The sequence below is a fragment of the Streptomyces sp. NPDC037203 genome, from assembly GCF_055605065.1.
The window spans coordinates 194755-220615 of record NZ_JBVJUC010000009.1 but is presented as its reverse complement, the minus strand read 5'-3'; the positions used below and the strand labels follow the sequence as shown (position 1 = coordinate 220615).

Here is a 25861-nt window from a genome sequence, read left to right as displayed (position 1 = left end):
CGTCACCGAGGACCTACGGCGGGCAGCACCTGCTCATATCGCTGCCCCGGCACGCCCTGCACGCCGAGGGCGCCGCCTCACCGTCACCAGCCTCGACCACGGCCCACGCGCCAGCTGCAGATCAGGAGGTCCGTTACCGGCTGGCAGAGCCCCAGCAGAACGTCTAGGGGCCGTGACCACGGTGACCACCGACGTCGCGTTTGATGCACAAGCCGTCGTCCTGGCCGTGACCGGCGAAGGAGATCTCGACTCCGCCCCGCGGCTCCGTATCGCACTCAGGCGGTGCCTGGTGCAGGCTCCGCAGCATGTGCGGATAGACCTCGGTGCGGTGCACTTTTTCGACTGCTCGGGCTTGAACGTGTTGCTGGAAGGCCGCTCGCTTGCAGAGGCCGCCGGTGTTCGTCCCAGCGTGCGGGTGACGGACGGATCGATCGCCGGGCGCGTGTTCCGGCTCACCGGGACCGAAGCACTGCTGGAGCCCAGCCCCCGCGGCGCTGGAGGCATTCGATGCCGCCCGTCCGGAGATCGCTGCGGCTCTCCGCGAGCAGCGGGAAGCCTCCCTGCAGCGCTTCCTGGACACCGATTGACCGCCCGTCCGATTGGGGGTGGGACGCGTCCCGGCGGCTGGGTGCACAGCTCGCCTCGCCGCGGGGCTGGTTAGTTGCCGGAGGCGGTTGAGATGTCGGGAGTGTCGTAGGGCCTGAGCTGGTCGGCCGGGCCACCACGGCACCACCCGGCAAGGCCGCCGGTCGTGGGACCAGCTCAGAACACGTCCCGAGGTCGGCCGAACCGGCAATGCCGCTGAGTAACCGAACGTGGAGCTGGGTGAGGAACTGGAGGGCGCGCCGCGCGGGTTCGGGCCATCTATGACGGTCCGTTCTCACGGGACACCAGGTGCTCTGGCTCCGTCAGACTTCCAGGAGATCTCAGACTTCCAGGAGATCGCAGACGAAGATCAGAGTCTCGCCCGGTTCGATCTTGCTTCCGGCACCCCGGTCAGCTGGCGGCGCCCGCCGACCTTCATGCCCTGAACACCTGCGTCCCATCCAGAGATCACCTGGCCGGCGCCGAGCTTGAACTGCAGCGCCGTGCCCCGGTTCCAACTGGTGTCCAGCTGCTCGCCGATGGAGAGCGAGACGCCGGCATAATCGACCTTCACCATGGCGCCGGCCTTCGCTACGGGCCCGTTCCCCCCGCAGACCCTTGATCTCCACAGCCGCTGTTGAAGCAGAGCGTCGTCGGGACCGAACCTACGGGGCGTTGGGCTGGTCAGGCAGGCTGGGTCTGTGCCGTGGCTGGGGCAGGCGGTTGCGTGCGTCCGCGCAGCCGCACGGCCGCCGCGCACACGCAGCCGGCCAAGACGCCGAAGACGAGGGCCGCCGGCACGCCTGATCCCATGGAGACGTAGTAGAGCAGGGGCCCGGCGGTACTCCCCTGGTAGGAGAGCAGCGAGGTCCAGAGCTCACCCACCACCACGCCGAGGGTGGTGACGGCGGCGCCGCCGAGCGCGCAGGCCGGGTAGGTCACGCGGTCGAGCAGGACGGGCAGCAGCCGCAGCCCCCACCAGACCAGGACGAGCAGCGCCACATCGCCGAGCCGGTACAGCAGCCAGTGCCCGAAGGTGGAGCCGGTGGGCATGGTCCAGGCGCTGAGCTGGATCCACTGCCGTATCAGGTCACCGGGCTCGGAGAGCCGCCCGCCGCCGTCGAACGCGGTCTGGATGTGCCCGGCGACCCGGTCGTTGGAGAGCACGACGAGGGCTAGGGCGACCACGGCGGTGCCCAGGGTGGCGGCGAGCCGTGCGGTGGCCGTGGTCGGCACGGCCGGGCGTGGTTCCGACGCCGCCTCGCGCCGCAGCAGTGCCATGAGACCCGTGGCCGCCACCGCGGCCACCAACGCGGCGCCCACCGGGAGTTCGCGGCCCTGGGACATGAAGCTCGCGAGGTGGGGCAGCAGCCGGAAGGCCGCTGATCCGCCGGAAGCGACCATCCAGGGCGCGGAGACGGCGACGGCGAGCATGGCCGCGACGACGCCCCACCCCCACAGGGCCGCCACGCAGACCGCGGTACGCCCGGCGCCGCGGCCCGAGAGTCGGCGCAGCAGTGGCAGCGCGCCGCACGGGAAGAGGAGGACGAGCGCGGCGTACCGCACCCGCATGGCGGTCTGCCGCAGAGCCGCGTAGTCCCCGCCGTGGCCGACCGCGCCGGCGGGATCGGTGAACTGGTCCGAGGACGGGAGGTCCGTCGACCACGGCATCGTCCACGTCACCAGTCGGTTCGCCTGGTCGGGGCCGAAGAACCGCGTGGCGCCGGGCAGACTGAGTGCGTGAGCGCTGGAGCCCGCCCACCAGAGCAGTCCAGCCAGCAACAGCGATCCGAAGATCGCCGGTCCAAGCACGCGCCGATACGTCATCCTGTGTTCCCACCCTCTACCCGCTCGTGCGGGCCCCCCGCTTCCGCCACCGGTCGACGGAGCATGACAACGGCGACAGATGTATCAGACACAGAAGGCCGGGTCAGCTTGCTACGCGGGATTTGAGTACGGGTACTCACGTGTACTCATGAGTACTCACTGCCGCCGCCACAGGTTCGCTGAGAGTGCGTTCGAGTAGCCGGGGGCGCCACGTGCCCGCCCCCAAAACAGCTTCGTCCGACGCGCGCGGTTCCTCGTCCGGCTGCCGGCTCGTCCCGGCGGGGGACGCGGGCTTCGAGGTCGGCTGGGCCCGTGCCGAAAGAGGAGGTCGGAGCGTGCGGCCTTCAGGCGCTGGTCGAAGCGGGGTTGCCGGCGGCAAGCCGGATGACCTGTTCCACGTCGGCGTCGGTGATCTTCCTGGGGACACCCGGCTTCGGCTTGTCGGACAGACCGCAGGCGAGCAAGCGCCTGCGCCACATGCGGACTGTGTCCGGAGCGACCTGCGGCCGCCTCGACGCCTCCGTGATCGAATGCGCCTGGGCATACTCCGGGCTCGGTCCTGGACCGCAAGGCCTCAGCCTGGGCTGGTGACCGACTGCGTACCCACCCCTCAAGTAAGTGTCGCCGGGCGTTTGTTGCCGATAACGGCGGGATCCTCGCTCCACGACAATTCGCACCAGGTCAACGACGAGCCTCTGACTCAGGTCAAAGAGATCCACCTCGATAGTCTGCACGGCGTGATCTACGTAGACGCGAGTTCCGATTACGCGCCGCATTCCGCGGAGAGGAGAACACGGGAATGGTCTGCGCGGGCAGGTGCACGCCGCGTGCAGGACGGGCAAGACCATCATCGCGGCGGCCTCCGCAAGCGACGGGGTCTCTGCGAGCGATCCTTCTTGAGCATCCTCCCAAGGTCTGTTACCGCTCCCTGGTCCTGATCAAGCAAGCCGACCGGGAAGTCGAGCATTTCCTGCCCGACGCGCTGCCGGAGGACTTCGACCGGATGGTGGTGACCGCCAGTGGTCTCCGGAGGCGTATCGGCTCCAGGTGCCTCCGGCTTCGGAGGCCAGCTTGGCCGTGGTGACCCGGTGGTAGCTCAGAGCCTCCGGGACAACCGGGGCGGGCATGTCCAGCACGTGCCGCCGGATCGCGGAGGTGCGGCCGGCGGTGGTGGTGGCGACGGCGGCTCGCCGAGCCGGAGGAGGGTCTGCTGCTGGGCGCGGGTGTGCGTCCAGCGTGAGGCGGACGACGCGGCTGAGCGGCTGGGCGTAAAGCAGGACGATGCTCCCCGCGGCCGGGGCCGCAGAGGCAGGCCCGAATCAGTGAGAAGGCGGCCGATCGGCTCCAGGCGTTCGGCCTGCGGCATCGGTGCGGCCCGGCTGATCTGCGCTGGAGGCAGCCGGAAGGGCCGGGTGAGTTTGCTGGCCGAACACCGCAGCAGGAAGTTCCTGATGGCGCGGGCGCGCTGGTTGCGTTCGGCGTGCCAGGCGTCGATGCCGGTCTGGCCGCAGGTGGCGCGGGTGTGGTCCCGATCAGCGAGCCAGTCGAGGAACGTGCTGGCCTGCTTGACCTGGTCCGCGACGCGTCTGCGGGCGACTGGTGTGACCGGCTTCTTCTCGGTGCGGGTCCGTAGCCGTGGCCGCACTTCCCAGGTGGCGTACCGGCGGATGATCTGAGCGTGGTCGGGGTCGGGGATGCTGGCGAGGTGCTCGATGAGCCATCGTTCGAACGAGCAGATCCGTTTGTCGATGGCAGGCAGGATGCCGCAGGTCATGAGGAGTTCCCGCAGGTGGGGGGCGGCCCGCCAAGGCTGGAGATGATGGAAGGCCACGTGGGTTAGCTCGATGTCGCCTTGGCCAAACCGCCCGGAGGAGGTCAGCGGTGGAGCCGGGCTTCCCCTTGTTCCTGTTCGGCCAGGCGAGGCCGGACAGCGGGCGGTCCATGGCCAGGAGCGAGTCGGCCAGCGGGAGGAGTTCCTCGACGACTACAAGCCCTACCTGAACGACCGCTGGAAAGCCGGCATCACCAACGCCTGGAAGCTCCTTCGCGACCATGCTGTCCAGGGCGAGCGCCTTGCGGCCTGGCTCGACGCCGTCCGACAGGACGATAGGCCCAGCCTCGACACCCTCGCCGCCGGCATCGACCGCGACACAGACGCCGTCACCGCCGGATTGACCCTGCCCTGGAGCTCGGACGCGGTCGAAGGCCATGTCAACAAGATCAGGATGCTCAAGCGCCAGATGTTCGGCCGTGGAGGGTTCCCACTTCTTCGCAAGCGTGTCCTACTGGCGTGACGGAGTGTGGTCGGGTCCCGGGGCGTTGAGCCAGATTCTTCGCAGTGAACGGAGCCGAGGGGGTCAGATGCTGGCACATTCGTCTACAACGGCGCAGGCGAGGCGGATGCCGCCCAGGTAGCTGGAGATGCTGTCATCGCCGTGCATGTGGGGGGCGTCCTGGAACCACTGCCGCCACAGCCCGCCCTCCTGGAGGAGGTGGCTGGCCCGGTCGCCGTGCAGGACGAACTCCGTGTAGGCCAGGGCGCCCATGGCTGTCGGCTGATCGTAGGCGAGATCGGGCCTACGCAGGTAGCGATCCAGGTAAGCGGCAAGCAGGTCGGCGTCCCGCGCGGTGCCGAAACTCGCCAGTGCCACACAGTAGGCCCCACCCGCGCAGCAGACTTCACTCTCCAGCAGCAGCGCACCCAGACGCTCACGGAAGTGGTCACGGCGCGAGACCGCGGCGAGCCATGCCGCGGTCCGGCGCTCGCGCCAGCTGCCTTCGAAGAGGATGGTGAGCTCGGCGTCGGTGACAGCCCTCGCATCAGCGGCCAGGTGCTGAACGAACGGCTCGTACTCCTCGCGCGACATGCGAAGTACCGCTCCGCCGAGCTTCAGATAGCGGCGCGCGGGGAGGCAATAGCGGCGGTACAGGGCCTGTACCTCGGTGTCGTAGCGGATCACCACCCCATCCTCTCGCGACGAGCACGCAGCTGAGGATGGGGGCGGAATACGCATGCAGTGGCCTGAGACGGGTGGGGCACCATTTGGGCCGGGTCGGGTGCGCAGGGTTACTGCTCCACAGAAGTTGAGCCAGAACCTGAGAACTGGCAGCACCCCAGCAGCAGTCCCGAGGGTTCCCCGCTATCGCTGCGGGGTGATGGTCCTCGGCGACGTGAAGCGGGACGGTCCATTGTGCGCAGTAGCCGCAGGCTCGTTCGGTCGCGTGGAAGGATGAGCGCATGGGCTTGCGACTGCCGTTCGGGGACGAGTTACGGGCCGAGCTGGGATCGCCCAGGCGCTCTCGCAAACTGGGCAGCAGCCCTCGTTCGCGCGTGTGGCGCGTCGAGTTGCCGAAGGCAACGGCAGTGGTGAAGCAGATCGTCGACGGTCCTGATGCCGACGAGCGATACGCCCGCGAGGTGGCCGCCTTGCGGCTCGCCGCCCGAGCCGAAAGTCCCGTGGTGCCCGCGTTATTGGCCATCGATCCCGGCGAGCGGGTGTTGGTGTTGGAGCACCTGGATCACCGACGCCCGGCCAGCGACTGGATCGTCGACTATGCAGCCGCATTGGCACGGCTGCATGCCACCGGCCGCCCGGAGGACGTCGGGGTGCTTACCCGGTGGCAGGGCCCGAACCCGTCTGATATCGAGTCTTTCCTGCGGCTGGCCGAGGCTCTGGAGGTCCCTGTCACCGCCGGTGTGTCCGGCGAACTCAGTGACCTCGTGGGCCGGCTCGACCAGGCACCAGGGCATGCCCTCCTCCATGGAGATCCCTGTCCCGGCAACGATCTCCACACGGCCACGGGGATCAGGTTCATCGACTTCGAGCAAGCATCGCTGGGCAGCGGTTTGATGGAGCTCGCCTACCTCCGTATCGGCTTTCCGACCTGCTGGTGTGTCACTTCAGCATCGGAGCCGCTACTGGAACGGGCGGAGAGCGCATACCGCAATGAGTGGCGCACCCTGACCGGCTCCGAAGCCCAAGACGGGCTCGCTGACGCGTGCACTGGCTGGCTGCTCCGCGGCGATGCGCTGGTTGAGCGGGCACGCCGTGAAAGCACTGATCACCTGGCGCGGATTCCGCACCGGGACTGGAAGTGGGGCACCGCGACCGCCCGACAACGGCTCGTCCACCGGCTCGGGGTCGTTAGCCAGATGACGGCCGGAGACACCTCGCTGAGCGGTGTGAGCAGCCTCAGCACCGCTATGCGGCAACGTATGCTCACTCGCTGGCCCGCGCTTCAGCCCGTCCCGGCAAGGCGACCATAGAGGTCGGCGAGCCCCAGAATCATCGACGAGTCGCTGGCATGCCGACCCATCTCCTTCCCGGCGCCAGTGTTGGTACTGCGAACAGGGCCTTTTTCCCTCTGCGACAACGGCAACACCAATCCCGGCATCACCGAGCACCTCTGGGGTTCCGCTCCAGGCGGCTGCTACGGCTACTCCCACGCCATGGGCGGCTTCGCCGGCAGCCACGCCGAGTACATCCGCGTCCCGTACGCCGACCAAGGCGCCTTCCCCGTACCGGACGGCCGGGACGACACCACGGCGCTTTTCGCCTCGGACTCTGCGCCCACCGGCTGGATAGGTGCCGACCTCGGCGGAGTAAAGCCCGGTGACGTGGTCGCCGTGTGGAGGTGCGGAGCGGTCGGTCAGATGGCCGCCCGCGCCGCGATACCGCTGGGTGCCGACCGGGTCGTCGCCATCGACCGCTTCGAGTACCGGCTGGACATGGCCCGTCGCCACGTCGGCGCGGAGACCCTGAACTACGGGAAGACCGACATCGACGCCGAGCTGCACGAGATGAGCGGCGGTCGTGGCCCGGACGTGTGTATCGAGGCCGTCGGCATGGAGGCACACAGCCCAGGAGCACAGCAGCTCTACGGTCTCGGGGTGGTGCGCGCCGTCGCGGGTGTCGATGACGGCCGCGGAGAGCAGCGGCGGGGCAGGCGGACGTGGTCATGCGTTTCCCGGTGCTCGGGCCGGTACGGTCGTCCGTCCGGTCGGGTGGTCTTCCGCCGTGGCGCTCACGCGGTCACCGCGCGTCCTCGGGAACAGGCGGTGCGCGTTGTGGGTGGTGAGGTGGCGGCGCCGGAGGGCGCGGGCGCGGCGTCGACGGTGGCGACCCGCGCGAGCGCGGCTTCGGCGGGCGTCCAGCAGTAGTCGCTGCCGTAGAGGAGGCGTTCGGTGCCGAAGGCCGCCTCGAAGCCGGGGGTCTGGCGGGGGAAGGGAGTGCCGGCCATGTCGTAGCAGAGGCGGCCGAGCTGTTCGACGACGCTCGGCGCGTCCTCGGGGCCGTTGCCGAAGTGGGTGCGGAAGAGTTCCATCCGGTCGGCGATCAGCGGCAGCGCTCCCCCACCGTGGGTGAGGATCCACCTAGAGGAACTCCAGCATCGGCCGGGGACGGCCCAGGGCGAGTTCGTCGGCGTGCGGCGGCGAGGTGGGGTGCACGAAGACGACGGCGCCGCGCCGGTTCAGTTCCTCCCAGAGCTCTACTCGCCCGCCACAGCTTCACCGCCGACGTCCTGGCACCCTGCGCCCTGCACCTGCTACGCGACCCGGACGGCCCGAGCCGGAGAGGACGACGACAGCGAGGAATGACCGCCCGAGGCCCTGCGGTGGTAGAGGCGGATCCACGCGCGGGTCCTCAGCGGCGGACCGTGAGGCCGTCCAGGGTGAGGTCGAGCAGGCGTTCCGCTTGCTGTCGGTGTTCAGCGCCCGCCGAGGTGAGGGCGATGCCTTCGAGGGCAGCGCCGATGTCGGTGGGCTGGATGTCCGTGCGGATCGCACCGGCGGCCGTGCAAGCGTCCATGAGTGAGGTGATGGCGGCCTGGATCATTTCCCGGCTTTGACCATACGGATTGCCTCCCGTCGCGGCGATGGCGCGCAGGGCGTCGATCATGCCGTACTTGGCGGTGACGTAGTCCAGGAACAGGCGTGTCCACGCGCGCAGGGCCTCTGCCGGCGGCTTCTGCGCAAGCAGAGCGGGGGCGGCATCGCACAGGTGGGCCACCTCGTTGCGGTAGACCGCCTCGATCAGGGCCTCCCGAGTGGGGAAGTTGCGGTACAGGGTCGCACTGCCCACGCCTGCCTCCTTGGCGATGCGCTCCAGGTGCGCATCCAGCCCCTCCGCCGTGAAGACGCGTGCGGCGGTCGTAAGGATCTTCTCCCTGTTCCGCCGTGCGTCGGCCCGCAGCGGCCGAGGCGTTCCGTCGGTCATCAGTGCTCGCCATCCCTCTTCGAAGCCCTCCGACCTTGCTAACCGGATGCGCCCCCACTTAGATTGAGCTAACTGGGGACACCTCCGGTTTAACTGTAGGTCACCGCACTGACCTGCGCGCATCCCACGAAAGGGAGCCGATCATGTCGGGCATCCAGGGCAAAGTCATTGCGATCACAGGTGCCAGCAGCGGCATCGGTGAGGCAACCGCGGCCTACCTCGCCGCGAAGGGCGCCCGACTCGTGCTCGGAGCCCGGCGCGAGGACCGACTGAACGCCGTCGTGGACGGCATCACGGCGAAGGGCGGCACCGCCACCGGCGTCATCGTCGACGTCACGCGCCGCGAAGACCTCCAGCGCCTGACGGACACGGCCCTCGACCAGTACGGTCGGCTCGACGTCCTCGTCTCCAACGCAGGCACGATGGCCGTCTCGCCGTTCGACGACCTGCGCCAGGACGACTGGGACGCCATGGTCTCCACCCACATCACCGGCCTGCTCAACGGCATCGGGGCGGCTCTGCCCATTTTCCGCCGGCAGCGCTTCGGCCAGTTCGTCAACGTCGGCTCCACTGCGGCCTACGTCGTCAAAACCCCCCAGGCGGTCTACGCGGCCACCAAAACGGCGGTGAAGGTGCTGACCGAGGGCCTACGCCAGGAGTCGGGACCCGACCTGCGCGTCACACTCGTCTCCCCCGGCTTCACCCATACCGAAGGCGTCGGCAAGGGAGCCAGCCCGGAAGCCGCGGCCGCGCTGACCCGGCAGCGGGACGAGATCGCCATGCCGCCTTCGGCGATTGCCTCCGCCATCGGCTACGCCATCGAACAACCCGACGGCGTCGATGTCAGCGAGATCGTCGTCCGCCCCACCGCGCAAGCCTGATAACGGCGAGTCGGGCTACTCCGTCGCCGACTTCCTGCCCGATCACACCGCCACTGAGGGGATTCGCCCCTACCCCAGAGCTGCCGATCACCCTCGGCATGCCCGGTAAGGCAGCGTGTGCGTCAGCGCCGTCCCCGCCGTGCGCCGCCAACTCCTCAACCGCTGCCAGCCGCTCGACAGAGCCCAGGGCGTCCCGACGGCCCCGGCCCAGGCCGAGGCCCCGCCCGGTCTTGCGATGTCAGTCCCGTGTCAGGGGCCCGTGCGATTCTCTTTCACGTGAACGACCCTGGCAATCACCGGAGTCGGGAGCGAGGAGAGGTGCCCGGAGTGGTTGATCGGGGACCAGCGAGCACGCCTCGAGGTCGGGTCCTTTCGGGGACCCACGCAGGTTCGAATCCTGCCCTCTCCGCATCACGCTGCACGCCGCTCACCGGGAGGCACCCCGGTGAGCGGCGTGCTCATACCGTGTAGCGCGCGCATCGGGTGCCGTCAGTAGTGCCGTTTCCGGTAGACGCCGTGGTCCTCGTCGGGCAGGTTGTTCACGGCCAGCAGCGGGAATCGCGGAGGCCCCTGGGCCTGATCGTCGGCGATGAGTCGGAGGGTGGTGTCGGGCCAGTCGTCCTCGTCGCGGCTGATCCGCGCCTGGAGCTGGTCCAAGGGCCGCCGGCGGATCTCTAACCAGAGGCCGTAGCGGTAGCCGGCGAGAACGAAGGCGCAGGCGGTGATCAGTGCGGCGGGCAGGGCCACGCCGCACACCTGAGCATCGAGACGTGCTCGGGCATGTCACCAAGTGAACGTCACGATCCGGGGCATCGGCCCCGGACCATGACGTATCGCGCAGGTGACGTGAACTGCTCACAGCACCCCCAAAGCGGCAGGGCCGCGTCGGGGCCGTCAGGCGGCCACCGGCTGCTCCCGGTCGGCCGATCCAGCCCGCGCCGCCTGCTCGTGCTCGTCCTTCTCCCGCTCGCCGTCCGGAGCGCCCGGAGCGGAGCCGCGCAGGGTCTTGAGCGCGACCACCAGGGCCGTCGAGGCGCACACGCCGGCCGCGACGGCGATCAGGTAGAGGAACGGGTTGCCGATCAGCGGGACCACGAAGATGCCACCGTGCGGGGCGCGCAGGGTGGCGCCGAAGGCCATCGAGAGGGCTCCGGTGAGCGCGCCGCCCACCATCGCCGACGGGATGACCCGCAGTGGGTCGGCCGCGGCGAACGGGATCGCGCCCTCGGAGATGAAGGATGCGCCCAGGACCCAGGCGGCCTTGCCGTTCTCCCGCTCGGTCTCGGTGAACAGCCGGCCGCGCACGGTGGTGGCCAGGGCCATCGCCAGCGGCGGCACCATGCCCGCCGCCATGACCGCGGCCATGATCTTCATCGCCGAGTCGCTCGGGTCGGAGACCGCGATCCCGGCGGTGGCGAAGGTGTAGGCGACCTTGTTGACCGGGCCGCCGAGGTCGAAGCACATCATCAGGCCGAGCAGCGCGCCGAGCAGTACGGCGTTGGCGCCGCTGAGTCCGGACAGCCAGTCCGTCATGCCCTTCTGCGCGGTGGCGATGGGCTTGCCGATGACGACGAACATCAGGAACCCGACGACGGCCGAGGAGATCAGCGGGATCACCACCACCGGCATGATGCCGCGCAGCGCCTGCGGTATCCGCACCCGCTGGATCGCCGTCACCACCGCGCCGGAGATCAGTCCCGCCGCCAGGCCGCCGAGGAAGCCGGCGTTGATGGTCAGCGCGATCGAACCGCCGACGAAGCCGGGGACCAGGCCGGGGCGGTCGGCGATGCCGTAGGCGATGTAGCCGGCCAGGACCGGGACGAGGAAGGCGAAGGCCACCCCGCCGATCTGGAACATCAGCGCGGCCCAGCTGTCGGTCTGGGTCCAGACGAAGTGGTCCATGACCGAGGGGGCCTTGTTGACCTTGTAGCCGCCGAGCGCGAAGCCGATCGCGATCAGCAGACCGCCGGCCGCGACGAACGGGACCATGTAACTGACGCCCGACATGAGCCACTTGCGCAGCTTGGTGCCGTAGCCCTCACCGGGTTCGCCGGTGCGTTCGACCGGGGTGCCGGCGGCGGCCGGCGCGGTCGTCTCACCCCGGACGGCCTTCTGCCTCACCTCGGTGATCAGTTCGCCGGGGCGGTTGATGCCGGCCTTCACGCCGACGTCCACGGTCGGCTTCCCGGCGAAGCGGTCCTTGTCCCGTACGGGGACGTCGTGGGCGAGGATCACGCCGTCCGCCGCGGCGATCAGCGCCGGGTCGAGGCGGGTGAAGCCGGCCGAGCCCTGGGTCTCGACGACGAGTTCGACGCCCGCCTCCCGGCCGGCGTTCTCCAGCGACTCGGCGGCCATGTAGGTGTGCGCGATGCCGGTGGGACAGGAGGTGACGGCGACGATCCTGAAGGGGCGCTCGGGGGTGGGATCGGCCGTGGTGGGATCCGCGGTGTCCTTCGGGGCGGGTGCTTCCGAGAGGGCGGGAGCCACGTCCGGCGCGCCTGCCTCCGCCGGGGCCGCGTCGTCGGCCGGGGAGGTCTGCGGGGAGCCCGAGGCCGCCTCGCCCGAGGGTGGGGCCGCCTCCGTCCGCGCCGCGGTGGCCTCCTGCGGAGTCGCGTCCCCCCGGATCAGCGCCGCAGCCGTCGCCGTGTCGGAGACCGAGCGCAGCGCGGCCGTGAACTCGGCGTTCATCAGCTGGCGGGCCAGGGCGGACAGGATCGCCAGGTGGGCGTCGTCCGCGCCCGCCGGTGCGGCGATCAGGAAGACCAGGTCGGCGGGGCCGTCCGCGGCGCCGAAGTCGATCCCGGATGCGCTGCGCCCGAAGGCGAGCGTCGGCTCGGTGACGTGCGCGCTGCGGCAGTGCGGGATGCCGATGCCGCCCTCCAGGCCGGTCGGCATCTGCGCCTCGCGGGTGGCCACGTCGGCGAGGAAGCCCGCCAGGTCGGTCACCCGGCCCAGGGCCGCCATCCGCTCGGCGAGGGCGCGCGCCGCCGCTTCCTTGGTGTCGGCGGACAGGTCGAGGTCGACCAGGTCCGCGGTGATCATCTCGCTCATCGCGGGCTCCTTCGCACGCGTGTCGCCCGGACGGCGGGGGAAGCCGGGGCGGGGGTGGGGACGGGGATGCCGTGGGGGGTGGCGGGGGCTGGGGCCGGGGCCCCGGCACGGGAGCCGTGGGGTGCGGCGGAGGCCGTACGGGCCGCATGGGCCGTGTGGGCCGCATGGGCCGTGTGGGCCGCATGGGCCGTGTGGGCCGCATGGGCCGTGTGGGCCGTGTGGGCCGTGTGGGCCGTGTGGGCCGTGTGGGCCGCGGGCGGAGTGTCCACGGTCGGGCTCCAGGTCCGGGTCCGGGTTCCCCGGAGAGCGGTGGGGGCCGCGGGGCGGGTCATGGCGCGGGGTCCGTCAGGGGGCGGTCGAGGGGGACGTCGGCCGTGACCGTGACCGCCGCCGGGGACAGGTCGGCCGGGGTGGGCATCACGCTGCCGGGCAGCTGGACGGCGGCCGCGCCGTGTGCGACGGCCGAGGCCAGGGCCTCGGGGCCCGCGCCGCCCGCGATGAGGAAACCGGCCAGCGAGGCGTCGCCCGCGCCGACGTTGCTGCGGACGGCGGCCACCGGCGCGCCGCCGTACCAGGCACCCGCGCCGGTCACGAGGAGTTGCCCGTCGGCGCCGAGGCTCGCCAGCACCGCGCCCGCGCCGAGCGAGCGCAGGTCCTCGGCCGCCTTCAGCGCGTCGCCCACCGTCGCCAGGGGGCGCCCGACGGCCTCGGCGAGTTCCTCGGCGTTGGGCTTGACCACGTCCGGGCCCTCGCGCAGCGCCGCCAGGAGGGCGGGCCCGGAGGTGTCCAGCGCGATGCGGACCCCGGCGGCGTGCGCCCGGCCGACGAGGTCGGCGTACCAGGAGGGGGCGAGGCCGCGTGGGAGGCTGCCGCAGCAGGCGATCCAGTCGGCGCCGCGCGCCCGGCGCCGTACGGTCTGCAGGAGGAGTTCCCTCTCCTCGGGGCCGAGTTCCGGGCCGGGTGCGTTGATCTTCGTCAGAACGCCGTCCGCCTCGGCGAGGGCGATGTTGGAACGGGTGGTCCCGGCGACCGGGACCGGTGCGACCTCGATGCCCTGCGCGGCGAGGAGTTCGGCGACGAGGGCGCCCGGCGCGCCGCCCAGGGGCAGGACGGCGACGGTGCGGCGGCCGGCGACGGCCACGGCGCGCGAGACGTTGACGCCCTTGCCGCCGGGGTCCATGCGTTCGCCGGTGGCGCGGACGACCTCGCCGCGGTCGAGGGAGGGGACTTCGTAGGTGCGGTCCAGGGACGGGTTGGGGGTGACGGTGACGATCATGCGCGGACCACCTCCGTGCCGGCGCGCTCGATGGCGGCGGCGTCCTCGGGGCTCAGGGCGCTGTCGGTGATCAGCAGGTCCACGTCGTTCAGGCCGCCGAAGCGGGCGAAGTGCTCCTGGCCGTGCTTGGCGGAGTCGGCGAGCAGCACCACCCGGCGGGCGGCGGCGACGGCGGCCCGCTTCACGGCGGCCTCGGCGAGGTCGGGGGTGGTCAGTCCGTGCGCGGTGGAGAAGCCGTTGGCGGCGACGAACAGCACGTCGGCGCGGATCTCGCCGTACGCGCGCAGCGCCCAGGCGTCCACGGCGGCCCGAGTACGGTGCCGTACGCGGCCGCCGACCAGGTGGAGCTGGAGGCCGGGGTGGTCGGCGAGGCGGGCGGCGATGGGCAGGGAGTGGGTGACGACGGTCAGCTCGCTCTCCAGCGGGAGCGCGGCGGCCAGGCGGGCCACGGTGGTGCCGGCGTCGAGGATCACGGTGCCGTCGACGGGCAGTTCGGCCAGGGCCGCCTTGGCGATGCGGTCCTTCTCGTCGGCCGCCGTGGACTCGCGTTCGGTGAGGTCCGGTTCGAAGTCGAGGCGGCCGGCCGGGATGGCGCCGCCGTGCACCCGGCGCAGCAGTCCGGCCCGGTCGAGGGCCTTGAGGTCGCGGCGGATCGTCTCCGCCGTCACCTGGAACTCCTCGGCGAGCGACATGACGTCCACCCGGCCGCCGTCACGGGCGAGCCGGAGGATCTCCTGCTGCCGCTCCGCTGCGTACATGTCCGTCCGCCTCCGACTGATGCCCGAATCTGTGGCTTACGGAGGAGGCTAACCCTGCATTGCAGGAAAGTAAACAGATTCGGGTGCCGTTCGGACATGAACGGGCATCGGCGGTGGTGAAGACGTAGTCCACTCCCCCGGTGCCACCTCGGCCACCTGTGGGGACGGGGGCTCGCGGTGGTCGACGACATGGGGCACCCCATACGGCGGGCGGACTCGGCGGCGACCGGCAGGGTGCCGGTCATCTCCAGGGCGCCTTCGCGAAGGCCAGGTACTCGAAGAGGCCTTCCCACGCGGTGAGCGATGTCAGGGCTTGCGGCCGGCGATGCGCTCCGTGCTGCGCGGTCGGTTCGCACGGAAGGGTGGTTTCCCGCTGTCGCTATGGCGTGGCGCGACGGGGTCAGGGTCTGCTGAAGCGGGCGGTACGACACGACGGAGGATGCGATGGGGAAGCCTGGACTGCACGCCTCCTCGCTGCCTGACGATGGCGCCGCCGGGGGATCAATGGCGGCCGTGGGGGTTCAATGGCGGCCTTCGAAGAGGCCGCGCCAGGTGCCGGCGCGTTGTTCGGGCCGGTCGCGTCATGAGCCATCGGGCCCCGACCCGTTATCTCCAGCTCCCCGCGCCCGCTGGCTCCTTGCGCCCGGACGACGGCCGGCGAGGACAGATGGTCACGGTGTGCAGTCCCCACTGGGTTCATGCCGAACGGCAAGTGCGGTCCTGGGCGGTGCGACACGGTCTCGTCACCGGCGAGGACGAGCCGCGCCGGCTGGCACGCACAGGACACGGCCGCATGGCCGGATGGCTGGTCCCGGGTGCACCCTTGGCCGAGTTGGAGCTGCTGGCGCAGTGGGGAGCATTCATCGCTGTCGTCGACGCCGTGGGCCGCCTGGTCGCCACCCAGCATGCCGACGGCGGCTGGGGCCAACTCCCCGACGACCCCAGCGACGTACTCTCGACCGCCCAGGCCGTTCCCGTACTCGCCCGGTACGGCGACCCGCTCTCCGTGAGCCGGGCCGTGGCCTACCTGCTCGCCGAGCAGGGCGCGGACGGCGGCTTCACCGCCCCGCCCGACCAGGTCGGACCCCGGCCGCTGCCGTTCGACTACCCGGTCCTCACCGACCTCCACACCCTGTCAGCCCTGCGCGCCGCCCGCCTTCCCTGTACCGCCCGGATGCCCGCCGTCACAGCGCGGCCGCCGGCTTCCAGGGCAGGCGGGACGCACTGGCCGGCGCTTGCGGCCGGACTTCGCGGTGTGCTGCTCACACCGCAACAGGCCGCCTTCGAGCAGGGCCGCCTCCTGGTCAACCAGCGCTTCGACAACATCCGCCCCCAGGCGATCGCCTACCCGGCAGACGCCCAAGACGTCGTCGCCTGCATCAATTTTGCCCGTGCCGAACAGATACCGCTGGCGCTGCGCTCCGGCGGACACAGCTACGCCGGATACTCCACCGGCCCCGGACTCGTCCTGGACACCAGCTCCCTCAACTCCGCGGCCGTGAGCGGCGGGCGGGCCCGCTTCGGAGCCGGCGTCAAAGGCCAGCAGGCTCACCTGGCACTGGCCGCGGCCGGAGCCGGCCTGCCCCTGGGCCGGTGCCCCACCATCGGCCTCGCCGGCGTCACCGTCGGCGGCGGCCTGTCCGCGTTCACCAGGGCCTGGGGACTGGCCTGCGACCACCTGGAAGAAGTCGAGATCGTCACCGCCGACGGCCGCATCCGCCACGTACGCGCGGACTCGCCGCCCCCGGACAACGACCTGTTCTGGGCCCTGTGCGGGGGCGGCGGAGGCAACTACGGCGCGGTCACCGCACTCACGTTCACCACCGAGGACATCCGCGACCTCGGCTACACACGCTTCCTGGTCAGCTGGCCGGCCACGGCGAGCGCGGCCGTCCTGCGCGGCTGGACGACGTGGAACGCCTCCCCCGCCACACCGCGTACGGTGACCTGTGCCTTCGAGCAGCTCAGCGACGCCGGCCTGCCCTCGCAGCCGACCGTGACCGGGACCTTCATCGGCGCACCCGGTGACACCGAGAAGGTGCTTGACCGGCTGACGGCCGCGGTGGGTCTGCCCGAGACCGGCCGGCTGCTCGTACCCTGCGATCACCTCCGGGCGGCTTGCGAGGCGGACCGCTGGGGCAGCGGCACACGGGGCCCCAGGGTCGCCTTCGCCGCCAAATCCCACATCGTGCGCCAACCGCTCACTCCGGCGGCGGCGACCGACATGGCCGCCGCCCTCGAGCAGTTGCACCACTTCACCGGTGTGGGCGGGGCCAGCGGTCTGCTCATCGACGCTCTGGGCGGCGCCGTCGGTGACCGGCCTCCAGACGCGACCGCGTTTCCGCACCGGGCAGCTGTCGGCGTCGTCCAGTACCACTCCTACTGGCACCAGCACACCGACCCCGCACACATCGACCGCAGACTGAACTGGCTGCACGATGTCCATGCCACCATGCAGCACCACCTCGGCACCGGCGGCTACACCAACGGCATGGACCCCGAGCTCACCGACTGGCAGACTGCCTACCACGGCGACAACTACCCCCGCATGCAACGCGTGAAAGCCGCCTGCGACCCGGAGCAGCTGTTCACCTTCCCCCAGGCAGTCACGCCCGCGCGAGGCGCGTGAACGGCGCGGTGGAAGAAGCCTGCGACCATGCGCGGGCCGCTGTTCCGGTCCCGTTCATGGCCGCCGAAGCGGTGGAGGTCATAGCCGGAAAGGCTCAATTGCCGGTCCGGGAGGGTGTCGGCGTGTCACGGGCCGACGGTGATCCGTGCTGCTGCCAGCGCCTTGAGCGCCGCCTCGTTCACCTCGGCCGCGGTGGCGCCGCACAGTACGACGCGGCCGATGCGCTGGAGGTTGTCGGTGGGGTCGGCGAGATGGTCGCCGGGCTGCTTGGTGAGGGTGACGGCGAGGTCGGGGCCGGCGGCGGGGAGGCCGTCGACGGCCAGCAGTGTGCCGGCGCGGGGGGCGGTGAGGAAGCGGACGGCGGCGGCGCCGGCACGGGTCGGGGCGAGGTCGGTTTCGTGGCCGAGGGCGATCTGGACGGCCGTGCGGGCCATGTCGATGCCGGTGGCTTGTTCGACCAGTTCCATGATGCCGTCGCCGGGCGGCCGGGCGCCGGTCTCCAGGACGGACGCCCGGTTCGTGGCGTCGAGCTTGATCTCGGTGTGGGCGAGGCCGTCACGCAGTCCCAGGGCGGACACGGCCCGGCTCGCGGCGTCGAGCAGCATCGTGCGCGCCGGGAGTGCGAGGTCCGCCGGGACGGTGTGGCCGGTTTCGGCGCGTACGGCTCCTCGGGTGGTGAACTTCTCGGTGACGGCGAGGTGGTGGATCGCGCCGCGGGCGACGGCCGTCTCGACGCTGAACTCTGCGCCGTGCGCGTACTCCTGCGCGAGCAGGGTGGGCTCCAGGAGGATGCCGTGCGGCAGTTTGACCGTCTCGGCCCCGGCGAGGGCCACGGCGCCGGGCAGATCGCCGGGCGATGCGACCACTCGTACGCCGATGGAGGCGGCGTTCTCCGCCGGTTTGACCACCAGCGGGTAGGTGAGCCCGGCGGCCGTGACGCGCTGGGCGAGTGTGTCCGCGTCCGGGGCGCTGACGGTGCGCGGGGACGGCACGCCGCAGGCCGTGAACGCCTCGGCCATCAGGCGTTTGTTGCGGCTGGCGGGGGACAGCCCGGCGTCGTGGCCGGGCAGGCCCAGGCGGTCGGCGAGCCGCGCGGCGAGCGGGGTGAGGAACTCCCAGCACGCCAGGACACCGTCGATCGCGGTCCGGCGGCAGAATGCGGTCAACTCCTCCAGCGCGGCGGTGGGATCGGTGAAGTCGGGGCGGACCGTGCCGGCCACCAGTGCTTTCGTCCGCGACGGGTACTGGGCGTACATCTCCTCGTGGGTGGCCACCCAGGCGTCGACGCCCAGGTCGTGGGCGGCGCGCAGCAGGGCCTCTCCGGCGGAGACACCGGCTTCGAGAAGGAGGATCTTCGGCATGGGGGGTCCTTGACCGGGGGGAGGTGGGTGGCAGGCGTGCGAGGGTGCACCGGAGACTTTCAGGGGGCGGCGTTCTGCAACGAAGCGGTCACGTCGACGAGTTGGGCGGTCCGCTTCCTGATGGTCGGCGCCAGGGCGAGTTGGGCCAGCGCGGCGGTCGCGCAGAGGGCGGCGCAGGAGAGCCACAGGACGGTGGCCCCGGCGGCCAGCAGGCGGGTGCCTGCCAGCGGGGCGATGAGGAAGCCGGTGCCCCAGGCCATGCCGAGCAGGCCGTTGTAGCGGCCGCGCAGAGCGTGCGGGGCCAAGTCGGCGACGACGGCGGCGGCGGTGGCGAACACCAGGACCTCGCCCAGGCTCCATACCGCAGCGGCCAGCGCGAAGGCGGGGCTCGCGGACGCGGCGGCGAGCAGGGAGTTGCCCGCGGCGGCGAGCAGGAAGCCGGTGGCCAGCACGCGGCTCTTGTCGAACTGGGCGAGTCGGTGGCCGATCAGCGGCTGGACCAGGATGAGGACGACGCCGTTGACCGCCATGACCGGCCCGTAGACGTCACCGGACAGTCCGTGCCGTGCCATGGCCAGGGGCAGGGTGGCGAAAGCCTGCTGGAAGACGATGGCGTACAGGACGACGACTCCGGCGAAGGCGAGCATCGCCCGGTCGGCGAGGACGGTGCGGTAGCTGCCGCCGGCTCCGCGCTCCGCCGGGGTCGGCCGGGTTTCGGGGACGGCGCACCAGACCAGCAGGCCGAACACCGCGCACGCGGCGGCGTCGATCCAGAACAGGGGGGAGAAGCCGCGGGTCGCGAGGTGGCCGCCGAGGACCATGGCGGCGGAGAAGCCGAGGTTGACCGACCACAGCAGCAGGCTGAAGGCGCGGGTGCGGTCGGCGGCCGGGACGGTGTCGGCGACCAGGGCTTGGGCGGCGGGCCGGAAGAGGTCGAGGGTGACGCCCAGGGCGAAGCCGGCGGCGGTGAGGGCGGGCATCGACTGCGCGTGGCCCAGGGCCAGCAGGGCACCCGCGTTGGCGAGCATCCCGCCGGACAGCGCGACCCGGCGGCCGAACCGGTCGGTGAGGAACCCGCCCAGCGGCTGGGAGATCACCGAGCCGACTCCGACGACGGCGAGGATGACGCCGATGGTGCCGAGCGGCACGTCGCGGACCTGGCTGAGGTAGAGGCTCAGGAACGGGTTCACCATGGCGCCGAGCCGGTTGACCAGGGTGCCGGTCCACAGGACCCAGAACGCGCCGGGCAGACCGCCGGCGCGGACCCTGACGAGGGCGCGGAGACGGCCGGCGGACGGTGCGGTGGTCGGGGTGGGGGGCAACGTGGTCCTCCGGGGGGAGCCGTGCGGGCTCGGGTGGGGTCGTTATCCGGGGCGTCGGGGATGTCTACCTGGTACTGGTGCCGGTGTCGCGGGGGCGGCCGCGCTCCACGAACAGTGAGTGCGGGCCGGGACGGGTCGGGCGCGTGGGGCCGGGCCGGTCAGGCGGGGCCGGTGACACTCGCGGCCAGTGCCTCGCGGTCGACTTTGCCGTTGCCGGTGACCGGCAGTACGTCGATCACCCGCAGCTCGGCGGGGACCATGTACGCGGGCAGGGTGCGGGCGCAGAAGTCCCGCAGGGTGGCGGCGATGTCCTCGTCGGGCGCGGCTTCGACGGCGCCGGGGCGGGAGCCGTCCCGCGCGCCGCCGCTCGGGTCCGCGACCACGAACGCGGCCAGGCAGCCGCCCCCGCCGGGCAGCGGCAGTCGCAGGGCCGCGGCGGCGGTGACGGCGGGGTGGCGGGTCAGGCAGCGTTCGACCTCGCCCAGCTCCACCCGGTTGCCGTTGATCTGAACCTGGGAGTCGGTGCGGCCGAGGAAGTACAGCTCCCCGCTCTCGCCGCGCACCGCCAGATCCCCGGTCCGCAGGACGACCTGGCCCGACTCCGGGCACAGCGGGTCGGGTACGAGAGCGGCGCGGGTGGCTTCCGGGTCGTCCCAGTAGCCGGAGAAGAGGGCCGGGCTGCGCAGCAGCATCTCCCCCGGCGTTCCCGGTGTGTCGACGATTTCGCCGTCGCCGTCCCTGAGGAGCAGTTCGGCGCCCGGATGGGCGTGGCCGATCGAGAGCCGCTCCAGGTCGGCCGGCAGCGGTTCGGGGACGTCCTCGAAGGTGGCGGCCATCGACTCGGTCGCCCCGTAGCAGTTGACGATGCGCATGCCCGGACGCAGTTCCTGGAGGCGGCGCAGTTCCGGCAGCGGGAACTCCTCGCCGCAGAACAACACCCCGCGCAGGTACCGGAGTTCGCTCAGGCGGTCCGCTTCGTGGCGCAGGACCTGTCGCCAGACGGAAGGCACTCCGGTGACCTGGGTGGCTCTCGTGTCGCGCAGGGCACGCAGGAAGTGCCGGGGCCAGCGCACCAGTCGCTGGGGCAGCGGGACCAGCGCCGCGCCACTGCCGAGCGCGAGCCCGATGGTGAGCAGGGAGAAGTCGAAGTGCAGCGGGGAGGTGCCGGCGACGCGGTCGCCGGGGGCGGCGATGCGGTGCGCCAGCATGCCGCGGTAGAAGGCGGTCACGGCGCGGTGGCTCATGACGACGCCCTTGGGGCGGCCGGTCGTTCCGGAGGTGAACACGATGTAGGAGGGATCGGTGACACACGGAATGCGCCGTCGGCGGGTGGTCGCCACAGGGGTTCGTTCGACGGTCAGTCCGCCGTTGCCGAAGCGTGCCGTGCCGAGCGTCGCGGGCAGGTCCGTGCGCTCTTTGGTGGCGGCCTGCACGTGCAGGGCCGGGCGGGCCGTGTCGATGAGCGCGCGCAGCCGGTCCGGCGGTGTCTCCGGGCTCACCGGCACGAAGGTGAGCCCGGCACGGGAGCACGCCAGGAGCACGGCGATCGACTCGGCGCTCACCTCGGCTTCCAGCAGCACACGTGTGCCGGGGGCGAGTTGCAGCGCGTGCAAGGTCGCCGCGTAGGCGCTGACGGTGGCGGTCAGCTCGGCGTAGGTGGTGACGGTGGGCGCGCCGGTGGCGGTGGGTTCGACGACGGCCGGGTGGTCCGGGGTGTGGCGGGTGGGGTCGAGCAGGAAGTCGTGGAGGAACTCACCGGTCGCCGCCGCGGTGTCGTCCGGCCGTGGGCACACTGAGTACGTCCTTTCCGCCGCGGGTGGCGTGTTCGCGGCGCGGTTCCGATGTTCTGCACGCCCCACCTCGAACTTCCGCCTTTCGGAATTAGATTTCCGATTTCATGTCCACGCTCTCACACTCCGCCGGGAGCGCGCCAGCCACCTCCCTCAATGCCTGCCGCCAGGGCGGGAGATGGGCCGGCGGACGAACGCCAAGCGGAATCGCCCGCTCCAGGTGATCACTGGACAGATTCCATGAGCTGTGACAGCTTGTGGCTCGAATCGGAATACAGTTTTCGCATTGCGGAATTTGGAGAGGACGTGCGCTTGACTGCTGCGGGACCCCTTTCCCTGGGCCAGCTCTCGGTCTGGCACGACATCCGCGACCTGCCAGCGACCCGCCGCCACGAGCCCAACAACGCGGCCGTGTGGGACCTGCCGCCCGGAACCGGACCGGAAGCCGTGCGGGCCGCGCTCACCGCGCTCGCCGTCCGGCACCCCTCCCTGCGCACCCGCTACGACCTGCGCGACCCCGACGCGCCCCGGCAGTGGCTGCCGGCCGACGCACGACCGGTCGAACTCACCACGGCCCCGCCCGGCGAGGGCGAGGCCGCGGAACTCTCCCTGCGACTGGCCGCCGAACCCTTCGACCTGGGCCGACAGGACGGCTGGCGGGCCCGGTTGATCGCCGAGAGGCGCACGGCGGACGGCCGGCGGGCGCCCGATCGGCTCGTCTTCGTCAAGCACCACATCCTGGCCGACGCCTGGGCCCAGGAGGTGTTGCGTCGCGACCTCCTGCGCGAGCTCGCCGCGCCCGGCACGCTCGGCGGACCGGCGCCCGGCCCCGCCGACCTGGCCGCCGAGCAGTACGGACCGGACGGACTGCGGCGCCAGAGGGCCGCGCTGCAGTACTGGCGCCGGGTCCTCGACCGGGCCCCGGCCGCCCGGCTGCCTGCGACGGGTGACGCGCCCGGCGAGGTCGTGCAGGCCACGCTCCGCTCGTCGCCCGCGCTCCCCGCGGCGCGGGCGCTCGCCGACCGGGCCGGCGTCTCCGTCGCCAGCGCCGTGCTGGCCGCCTACGTGCGTGCCGTGGGCCGCCGGTGCGGGAGCGACAGGCTGCTGGTGCAGCTGATGAGCGCCAACCGGTTCTCCGGACGCTGGAAGGACCTCGTCACCTCCATGAACGAGTGGGTTCCCGCGCTCGTGGACGGGGTGGACGCGGACCTCACGACGCTCGCCCGTGCCGTGCACTGGGGCAGCCTGCGCGCCGTCCGGCACGGTACGCACGACGTGACGGCCGTCGCCGCGCTGCGCGCCCGCATGCCGGGGGCGCCCCAGGCGGCCTGCGCCTTCAACCACGTGGCCGTCCCACCCGTCGACGCGGGCGAGGCGACGTCACCCCAGGCCGCGCCGGTCGGGCCGACCGTCTCCTTCGAGACGCCGTTCACCACCATCGGACCGCACTGCTACGCCCGCTCCCAGGAGGACGGACACACGCTGACCGTGCGGCTGACCGCGCGGGACACCGGACGCGCCCAGTGCGCCGCCCTGCTGTGGGAGCTGCACGACACACTGCTCGCCGCTGCCTGACACCCCGGCCCCCACTGTCCGCCCCGCCCCAGGAGGTCCCGTGCCCGGCTCCACCCACCCACTCGGCCGGCCCGCCGCTCAGCCCCGCCAGGACGGCACCGCCCTGGGCCACGTCGTCGTCCTGCACCGCTGGAGCGACCGGTACGCCGACTACGCCCGCTACCTGGACCACACCGCCCACCGGGTCAGTTACATCACCACCGAACGGGCCCTGACCCACCTGCCAGCGGCCGTGGCCGCCGGGGTGGAGCTGGTGGACAGCACCGAGAACGCCAAGGCGGTGCGCGCGGCCGTGGACCGGCTGACCGAGCGGCACGGGCCGCCCACACGCATCGTCGCCCTCCAGGAGACGGACCTCGACCTGGCCGCCGTCCTGCGCGACGAGCTGTCCCTGCCGGGTCCCGGCGCGGAGGAACTGCGCCCCGTGCGCGACAAGTTGCTGATGGCCCATCGCCTCGCCGCCCACGCGGTCCCCACCCCGGCGACCGCCGACGCCCCCGACCACGCCGCCGTGACCCGCTTCGCCGCCGCGCACGGCTGGCCCGTCCTGGTCAAACCCCGGCGCGGCACCGCGAGCGCCCACGTCACTCGCCTGGACTCCCCGCGGGCGCTGGCCGCGTACGTCTTCCCCGCCGACACCGACATGATCGTGCAGCCGTGGGCGCCGGACCGGATCCTGCACGTCGACGGCGTCTTCGACGGTCGCTACCTCGGCTTCTGGCGGGCCTCGCGCTATCTGAGCACCTGCCTGCGGTTCACCTCCGGCGAGGTGCTGGGCTCGGTGGAGATCGATGACAGCGCCGCACTGGAGCGCATCGGCGCGCTGACGGCGCGGGCCGCGCGGGCCCTGCTCGCCCGGCCATCCGTCTTCCACCTGGAACTGTTCGAGAGCGAGGCCGGGGCGCTGACCGTGCTTGAACTCGCAGCGCGGCCCGGCGGGGCCGAAGTGCCGTTCGTCTGGCGGGAGGTGCACGGCGTCGACCTGATGGCCGCCGCCTTCGCCCACCAGACGGACACCCCCGACCCGACACCGGCCGCGCCCTTGGGGACGGGCCGGGTCGGCGGCTGGCTGCTGGTGCCGCCGTCCGTCCCCGCGCCGTGCCGGGTGCGGACCGTCACGCTGCCCGAGGACGGGCCGGCGTACGCCAGCAGCGTCCCGTACCGGGGGCAGTTGATGACCGGAGGCGGCTATGAGCACGCCGGAGCGCGTTTCCGCTTCGCGGGCCGCAGCACCGCCGAGGTGGAGGAGGCGCTGCGCCGCACCGCCCGCGGGACGGCGCTGGAGTGCACGCCCCTCGATGCGCGGGCGCCCGCACGGGTGGTCGTGGTGGGCTGCGGCAACCCGCCCTACCGCCGGTACGCGCTCGCCGCTCTGGCCGAACGGGTCGACGCCGCGCTCGTGCAGCCCGGCCCGCCGCAGTGGCAGCGCCCCTACATCGAAGACCGTTTCCGGGCCGCCGACACCTCCGACGCCGACGCCGTCACCGAGGCCGTCGCCGATCTGCTCGCCCCGGCCGACGGCGCGGGCGCGGTCCTCACCTGGGACGAGACACTGCTCGCCACGACCGCGGAGGTTGCCCGGCGGCTGAACTTGCCGCACCTGGGCCCCGAAGCCGTACGCGGCTGCCGGGACAAGCTCACCACCCGGCAGGTCCTCGCCGCGGCCGGGGTGCCCTCCGCCGGCTTCCGCCACGTCCACGGGCGCGCCGAGGCGGTTTCGGCCGCCGGCGACCTGGGCCTGCCCGTGGTGGTCAAACCCCGCGGCCTGGCCGGGTCCATCGGCGTCACGCTCGCCCGCACGCCCGACGAGGTCGGCCGGGCCTACGAGACGGCCACCACCTCCGCCTTCCCCGGCATCGACCGGCTGGCCGGCGCCATCGTGGAGGAGTACCTGACCGGACCCGAGATCAGCGTGGACTGTGCGGTCGACGGCGGCCGGGTGCACATCGTCAATGTGGCCCGCAAGCGCCTCGGCTTCGCCCCGTACTTCGAGGAGATCGGCCACCTGGTGGCGCCCTGGCGGGACGAACCCTGGGCCGACGAAGTGGAATGGGTGGTCGCGGCCGCGCACGCCGCGCTCGGCCTGCGCACCGGCGTCACCCACAGCGAGCTGCGGCTGACCCCGTCCGGGCCCCGTGTGGTCGAGGTCAACGGGCGGCTCGGCGGCGACTTCATCCCGCTGCTCGGCCGCCTGGCCACCGGCGTCGACCAGGTGGCCGCCGCCGCCGACCTCGCCCTGGGCCGCACCCCCGACGTGTCACCGCGCCTTGAGCGCTGCGCCGAGGTCCGCTTCGTCTACCCCGCGCACGACGCCGTCGTCCGCGAACTCGACGTCACCGACGCGGCGGCCGTGCCCGGCATCGCGGACGCCGTCGCGCTCGCGCCGCCGGGCACGGTGCTGCGGCTGCCGCCGCACGGCATCGTCCCCCGCCTGGCCGCGCTGATCGCCACGGGCGACAGCCCCGAGGAGTGCGGCACGGCCCTGGACGCCGCCGAGCGGGCCGTGCGCCACCGTCTTGCGCCGCTCCCCCACTGACCTCGTACCAGAGCGCTGACCTCTCACCCTCAAAAGGAAGCAAGGAGCTGTC

At 72.1% G+C, this 25861-nt stretch carries 20 protein-coding genes and 2 pseudogenes; 9 read left to right on the top strand and 13 right to left on the bottom strand.

What is annotated here, in order from left to right; genetic code table 11:
- Window positions 1-172: 172 nt before the first annotated feature.
- Complete coding sequence (locus tag ACZ7EC_RS24310) at window positions 173-661, top strand: STAS domain-containing protein (protein ID WP_471065632.1); 489 nt, start codon at window positions 173-175, stop codon at window positions 659-661.
- A 265-nt stretch (window positions 662-926) separates the two neighbouring features.
- Here ACZ7EC_RS24310 and ACZ7EC_RS24305 read toward each other — a convergent pair.
- The 4 genes and pseudogenes from ACZ7EC_RS24305 to ACZ7EC_RS24290 form a co-directional block, all read right to left on the bottom strand.
- Window positions 927-1231 (bottom strand): annotated as a pseudogene (locus tag ACZ7EC_RS24305) (FKBP-type peptidyl-prolyl cis-trans isomerase).
- Between the two features lie 38 nt (window positions 1232-1269).
- Window positions 1270-2412: a hypothetical protein gene (locus ACZ7EC_RS24300; protein ID WP_471065630.1), complete on the bottom strand. Its 1143-nt coding sequence runs from the start codon at window positions 2410-2412 to the stop codon at window positions 1270-1272.
- A 344-nt stretch (window positions 2413-2756) separates the two neighbouring features.
- Window positions 2757-2891, bottom strand: coding sequence for a helix-turn-helix domain-containing protein (locus ACZ7EC_RS24295; RefSeq protein WP_471065628.1), 135 nt, complete (start codon window positions 2889-2891; stop codon window positions 2757-2759).
- 617 nt (window positions 2892-3508) lie between these two features.
- Complete coding sequence (locus ACZ7EC_RS24290) at window positions 3509-4186, bottom strand: hypothetical protein (RefSeq protein WP_471065626.1); 678 nt, start codon at window positions 4184-4186, stop codon at window positions 3509-3511.
- 70 nt (window positions 4187-4256) lie between these two features.
- On the opposite strand from ACZ7EC_RS24290, the gene ACZ7EC_RS24285 reads away from it, so the two are divergent.
- Window positions 4257-4706: a hypothetical protein gene (locus ACZ7EC_RS24285; RefSeq protein WP_471065780.1), complete on the top strand. Its 450-nt coding sequence runs from the start codon at window positions 4257-4259 to the stop codon at window positions 4704-4706.
- 63 nt (window positions 4707-4769) lie between these two features.
- Here the strand turns inward: ACZ7EC_RS24285 and ACZ7EC_RS24280 are convergent, their stop codons facing one another.
- On the bottom strand, window positions 4770-5372 hold the full coding sequence (locus ACZ7EC_RS24280; RefSeq protein WP_471065624.1) for a DUF6000 family protein: 603 nt from the start codon (window positions 5370-5372) through the stop codon (window positions 4770-4772).
- A 278-nt stretch (window positions 5373-5650) separates the two neighbouring features.
- Here ACZ7EC_RS24280 and ACZ7EC_RS24275 point away from each other — a divergent pair, with 278 nt between their 5' ends.
- Both ACZ7EC_RS24275 and ACZ7EC_RS24270 read left to right on the top strand, forming a co-directional pair.
- A complete protein-coding gene (locus ACZ7EC_RS24275) occupies window positions 5651-6679 on the top strand; it encodes a phosphotransferase (protein ID WP_471065622.1) in 1029 nt (342 codons plus the stop codon).
- 66 nt (window positions 6680-6745) lie between these two features.
- Complete coding sequence (locus tag ACZ7EC_RS24270; protein WP_471065620.1) at window positions 6746-7573, top strand: zinc-binding dehydrogenase; 828 nt, start codon at window positions 6746-6748, stop codon at window positions 7571-7573.
- A gap of 484 nt (window positions 7574-8057) precedes the next feature.
- Here the strand turns inward: ACZ7EC_RS24270 and ACZ7EC_RS24265 are convergent, their stop codons facing one another.
- Window positions 8058-8630, bottom strand: a complete 573-nt coding sequence (locus ACZ7EC_RS24265; RefSeq protein ID WP_471065618.1) for a TetR/AcrR family transcriptional regulator — start codon at window positions 8628-8630, stop codon at window positions 8058-8060.
- A gap of 143 nt (window positions 8631-8773) precedes the next feature.
- Between ACZ7EC_RS24265 and ACZ7EC_RS24260 the strand changes: the two genes are divergently transcribed.
- Entirely contained in the window at window positions 8774-9511 is a 738-nt protein-coding gene (locus ACZ7EC_RS24260; protein WP_471065616.1) for an SDR family oxidoreductase, read from the top strand.
- Window positions 9512-9823: 312 nt separating this feature from the next.
- Window positions 9824-9920 (top strand): annotated as a pseudogene (locus ACZ7EC_RS24255).
- An 80-nt stretch (window positions 9921-10000) separates the two neighbouring features.
- Here the strand turns inward: ACZ7EC_RS24255 and ACZ7EC_RS24250 are convergent.
- The 4 genes from ACZ7EC_RS24250 to ACZ7EC_RS24235 all read right to left on the bottom strand — a co-directional run bounded on the left by ACZ7EC_RS24250 (window position 10001) and on the right by ACZ7EC_RS24235 (window position 14596).
- On the bottom strand, window positions 10001-10258 hold the full coding sequence (locus ACZ7EC_RS24250) for a hypothetical protein (protein WP_471065614.1): 258 nt from the start codon (window positions 10256-10258) through the stop codon (window positions 10001-10003).
- Between the two features lie 147 nt (window positions 10259-10405).
- Complete coding sequence (locus ACZ7EC_RS24245) at window positions 10406-12562, bottom strand: PTS fructose transporter subunit IIABC (protein WP_471065613.1); 2157 nt, start codon at window positions 12560-12562, stop codon at window positions 10406-10408.
- A 328-nt stretch (window positions 12563-12890) separates the two neighbouring features.
- Complete coding sequence (gene pfkB / locus ACZ7EC_RS24240) at window positions 12891-13838, bottom strand: 1-phosphofructokinase (protein WP_471065612.1); 948 nt, start codon at window positions 13836-13838, stop codon at window positions 12891-12893.
- Window positions 13835-14596, bottom strand: a complete 762-nt coding sequence (locus ACZ7EC_RS24235) for a DeoR/GlpR family DNA-binding transcription regulator (RefSeq protein ID WP_471065610.1) — start codon at window positions 14594-14596, stop codon at window positions 13835-13837. The genes pfkB and ACZ7EC_RS24235 overlap by 4 nt, the downstream gene beginning before the upstream one ends.
- A gap of 823 nt (window positions 14597-15419) precedes the next feature.
- Here ACZ7EC_RS24235 and ACZ7EC_RS24230 point away from each other — a divergent pair.
- A complete protein-coding gene (locus tag ACZ7EC_RS24230; protein WP_471065609.1) occupies window positions 15420-17225 on the top strand; it encodes an FAD-binding oxidoreductase in 1806 nt (601 codons plus the stop codon).
- A gap of 125 nt (window positions 17226-17350) precedes the next feature.
- Here the strand turns inward: ACZ7EC_RS24230 and ACZ7EC_RS24225 are convergent, their stop codons facing one another.
- The 3 genes from ACZ7EC_RS24225 to ACZ7EC_RS24215 all read right to left on the bottom strand — a co-directional run bounded on the left by ACZ7EC_RS24225 (window position 17351) and on the right by ACZ7EC_RS24215 (window position 21701).
- Window positions 17351-18586: an ATP-grasp domain-containing protein gene (locus ACZ7EC_RS24225; protein ID WP_471065608.1), complete on the bottom strand. Its 1236-nt coding sequence runs from the start codon at window positions 18584-18586 to the stop codon at window positions 17351-17353.
- Window positions 18587-18645: 59 nt separating this feature from the next.
- Entirely contained in the window at window positions 18646-19908 is a 1263-nt protein-coding gene (locus tag ACZ7EC_RS24220; protein WP_471065607.1) for an MFS transporter, read from the bottom strand.
- Between the two features lie 158 nt (window positions 19909-20066).
- Complete coding sequence (locus ACZ7EC_RS24215; protein ID WP_471065605.1) at window positions 20067-21701, bottom strand: AMP-binding protein; 1635 nt, start codon at window positions 21699-21701, stop codon at window positions 20067-20069.
- Window positions 21702-22010: 309 nt separating this feature from the next.
- Between ACZ7EC_RS24215 and ACZ7EC_RS24210 the strand changes: the two genes are divergently transcribed.
- Window positions 22011-23273 carry a condensation domain-containing protein gene (locus ACZ7EC_RS24210; RefSeq protein ID WP_471065604.1) on the top strand — a complete coding sequence of 421 codons (1263 nt, stop codon included), beginning with the start codon at window positions 22011-22013 and terminating at the stop codon, window positions 23271-23273.
- 40 nt (window positions 23274-23313) lie between these two features.
- Window positions 23314-25809: an ATP-grasp domain-containing protein gene (locus ACZ7EC_RS24205; protein ID WP_471065602.1), complete on the top strand. Its 2496-nt coding sequence runs from the start codon at window positions 23314-23316 to the stop codon at window positions 25807-25809.
- Window positions 25810-25861: the final 52 nt, after the last annotated feature.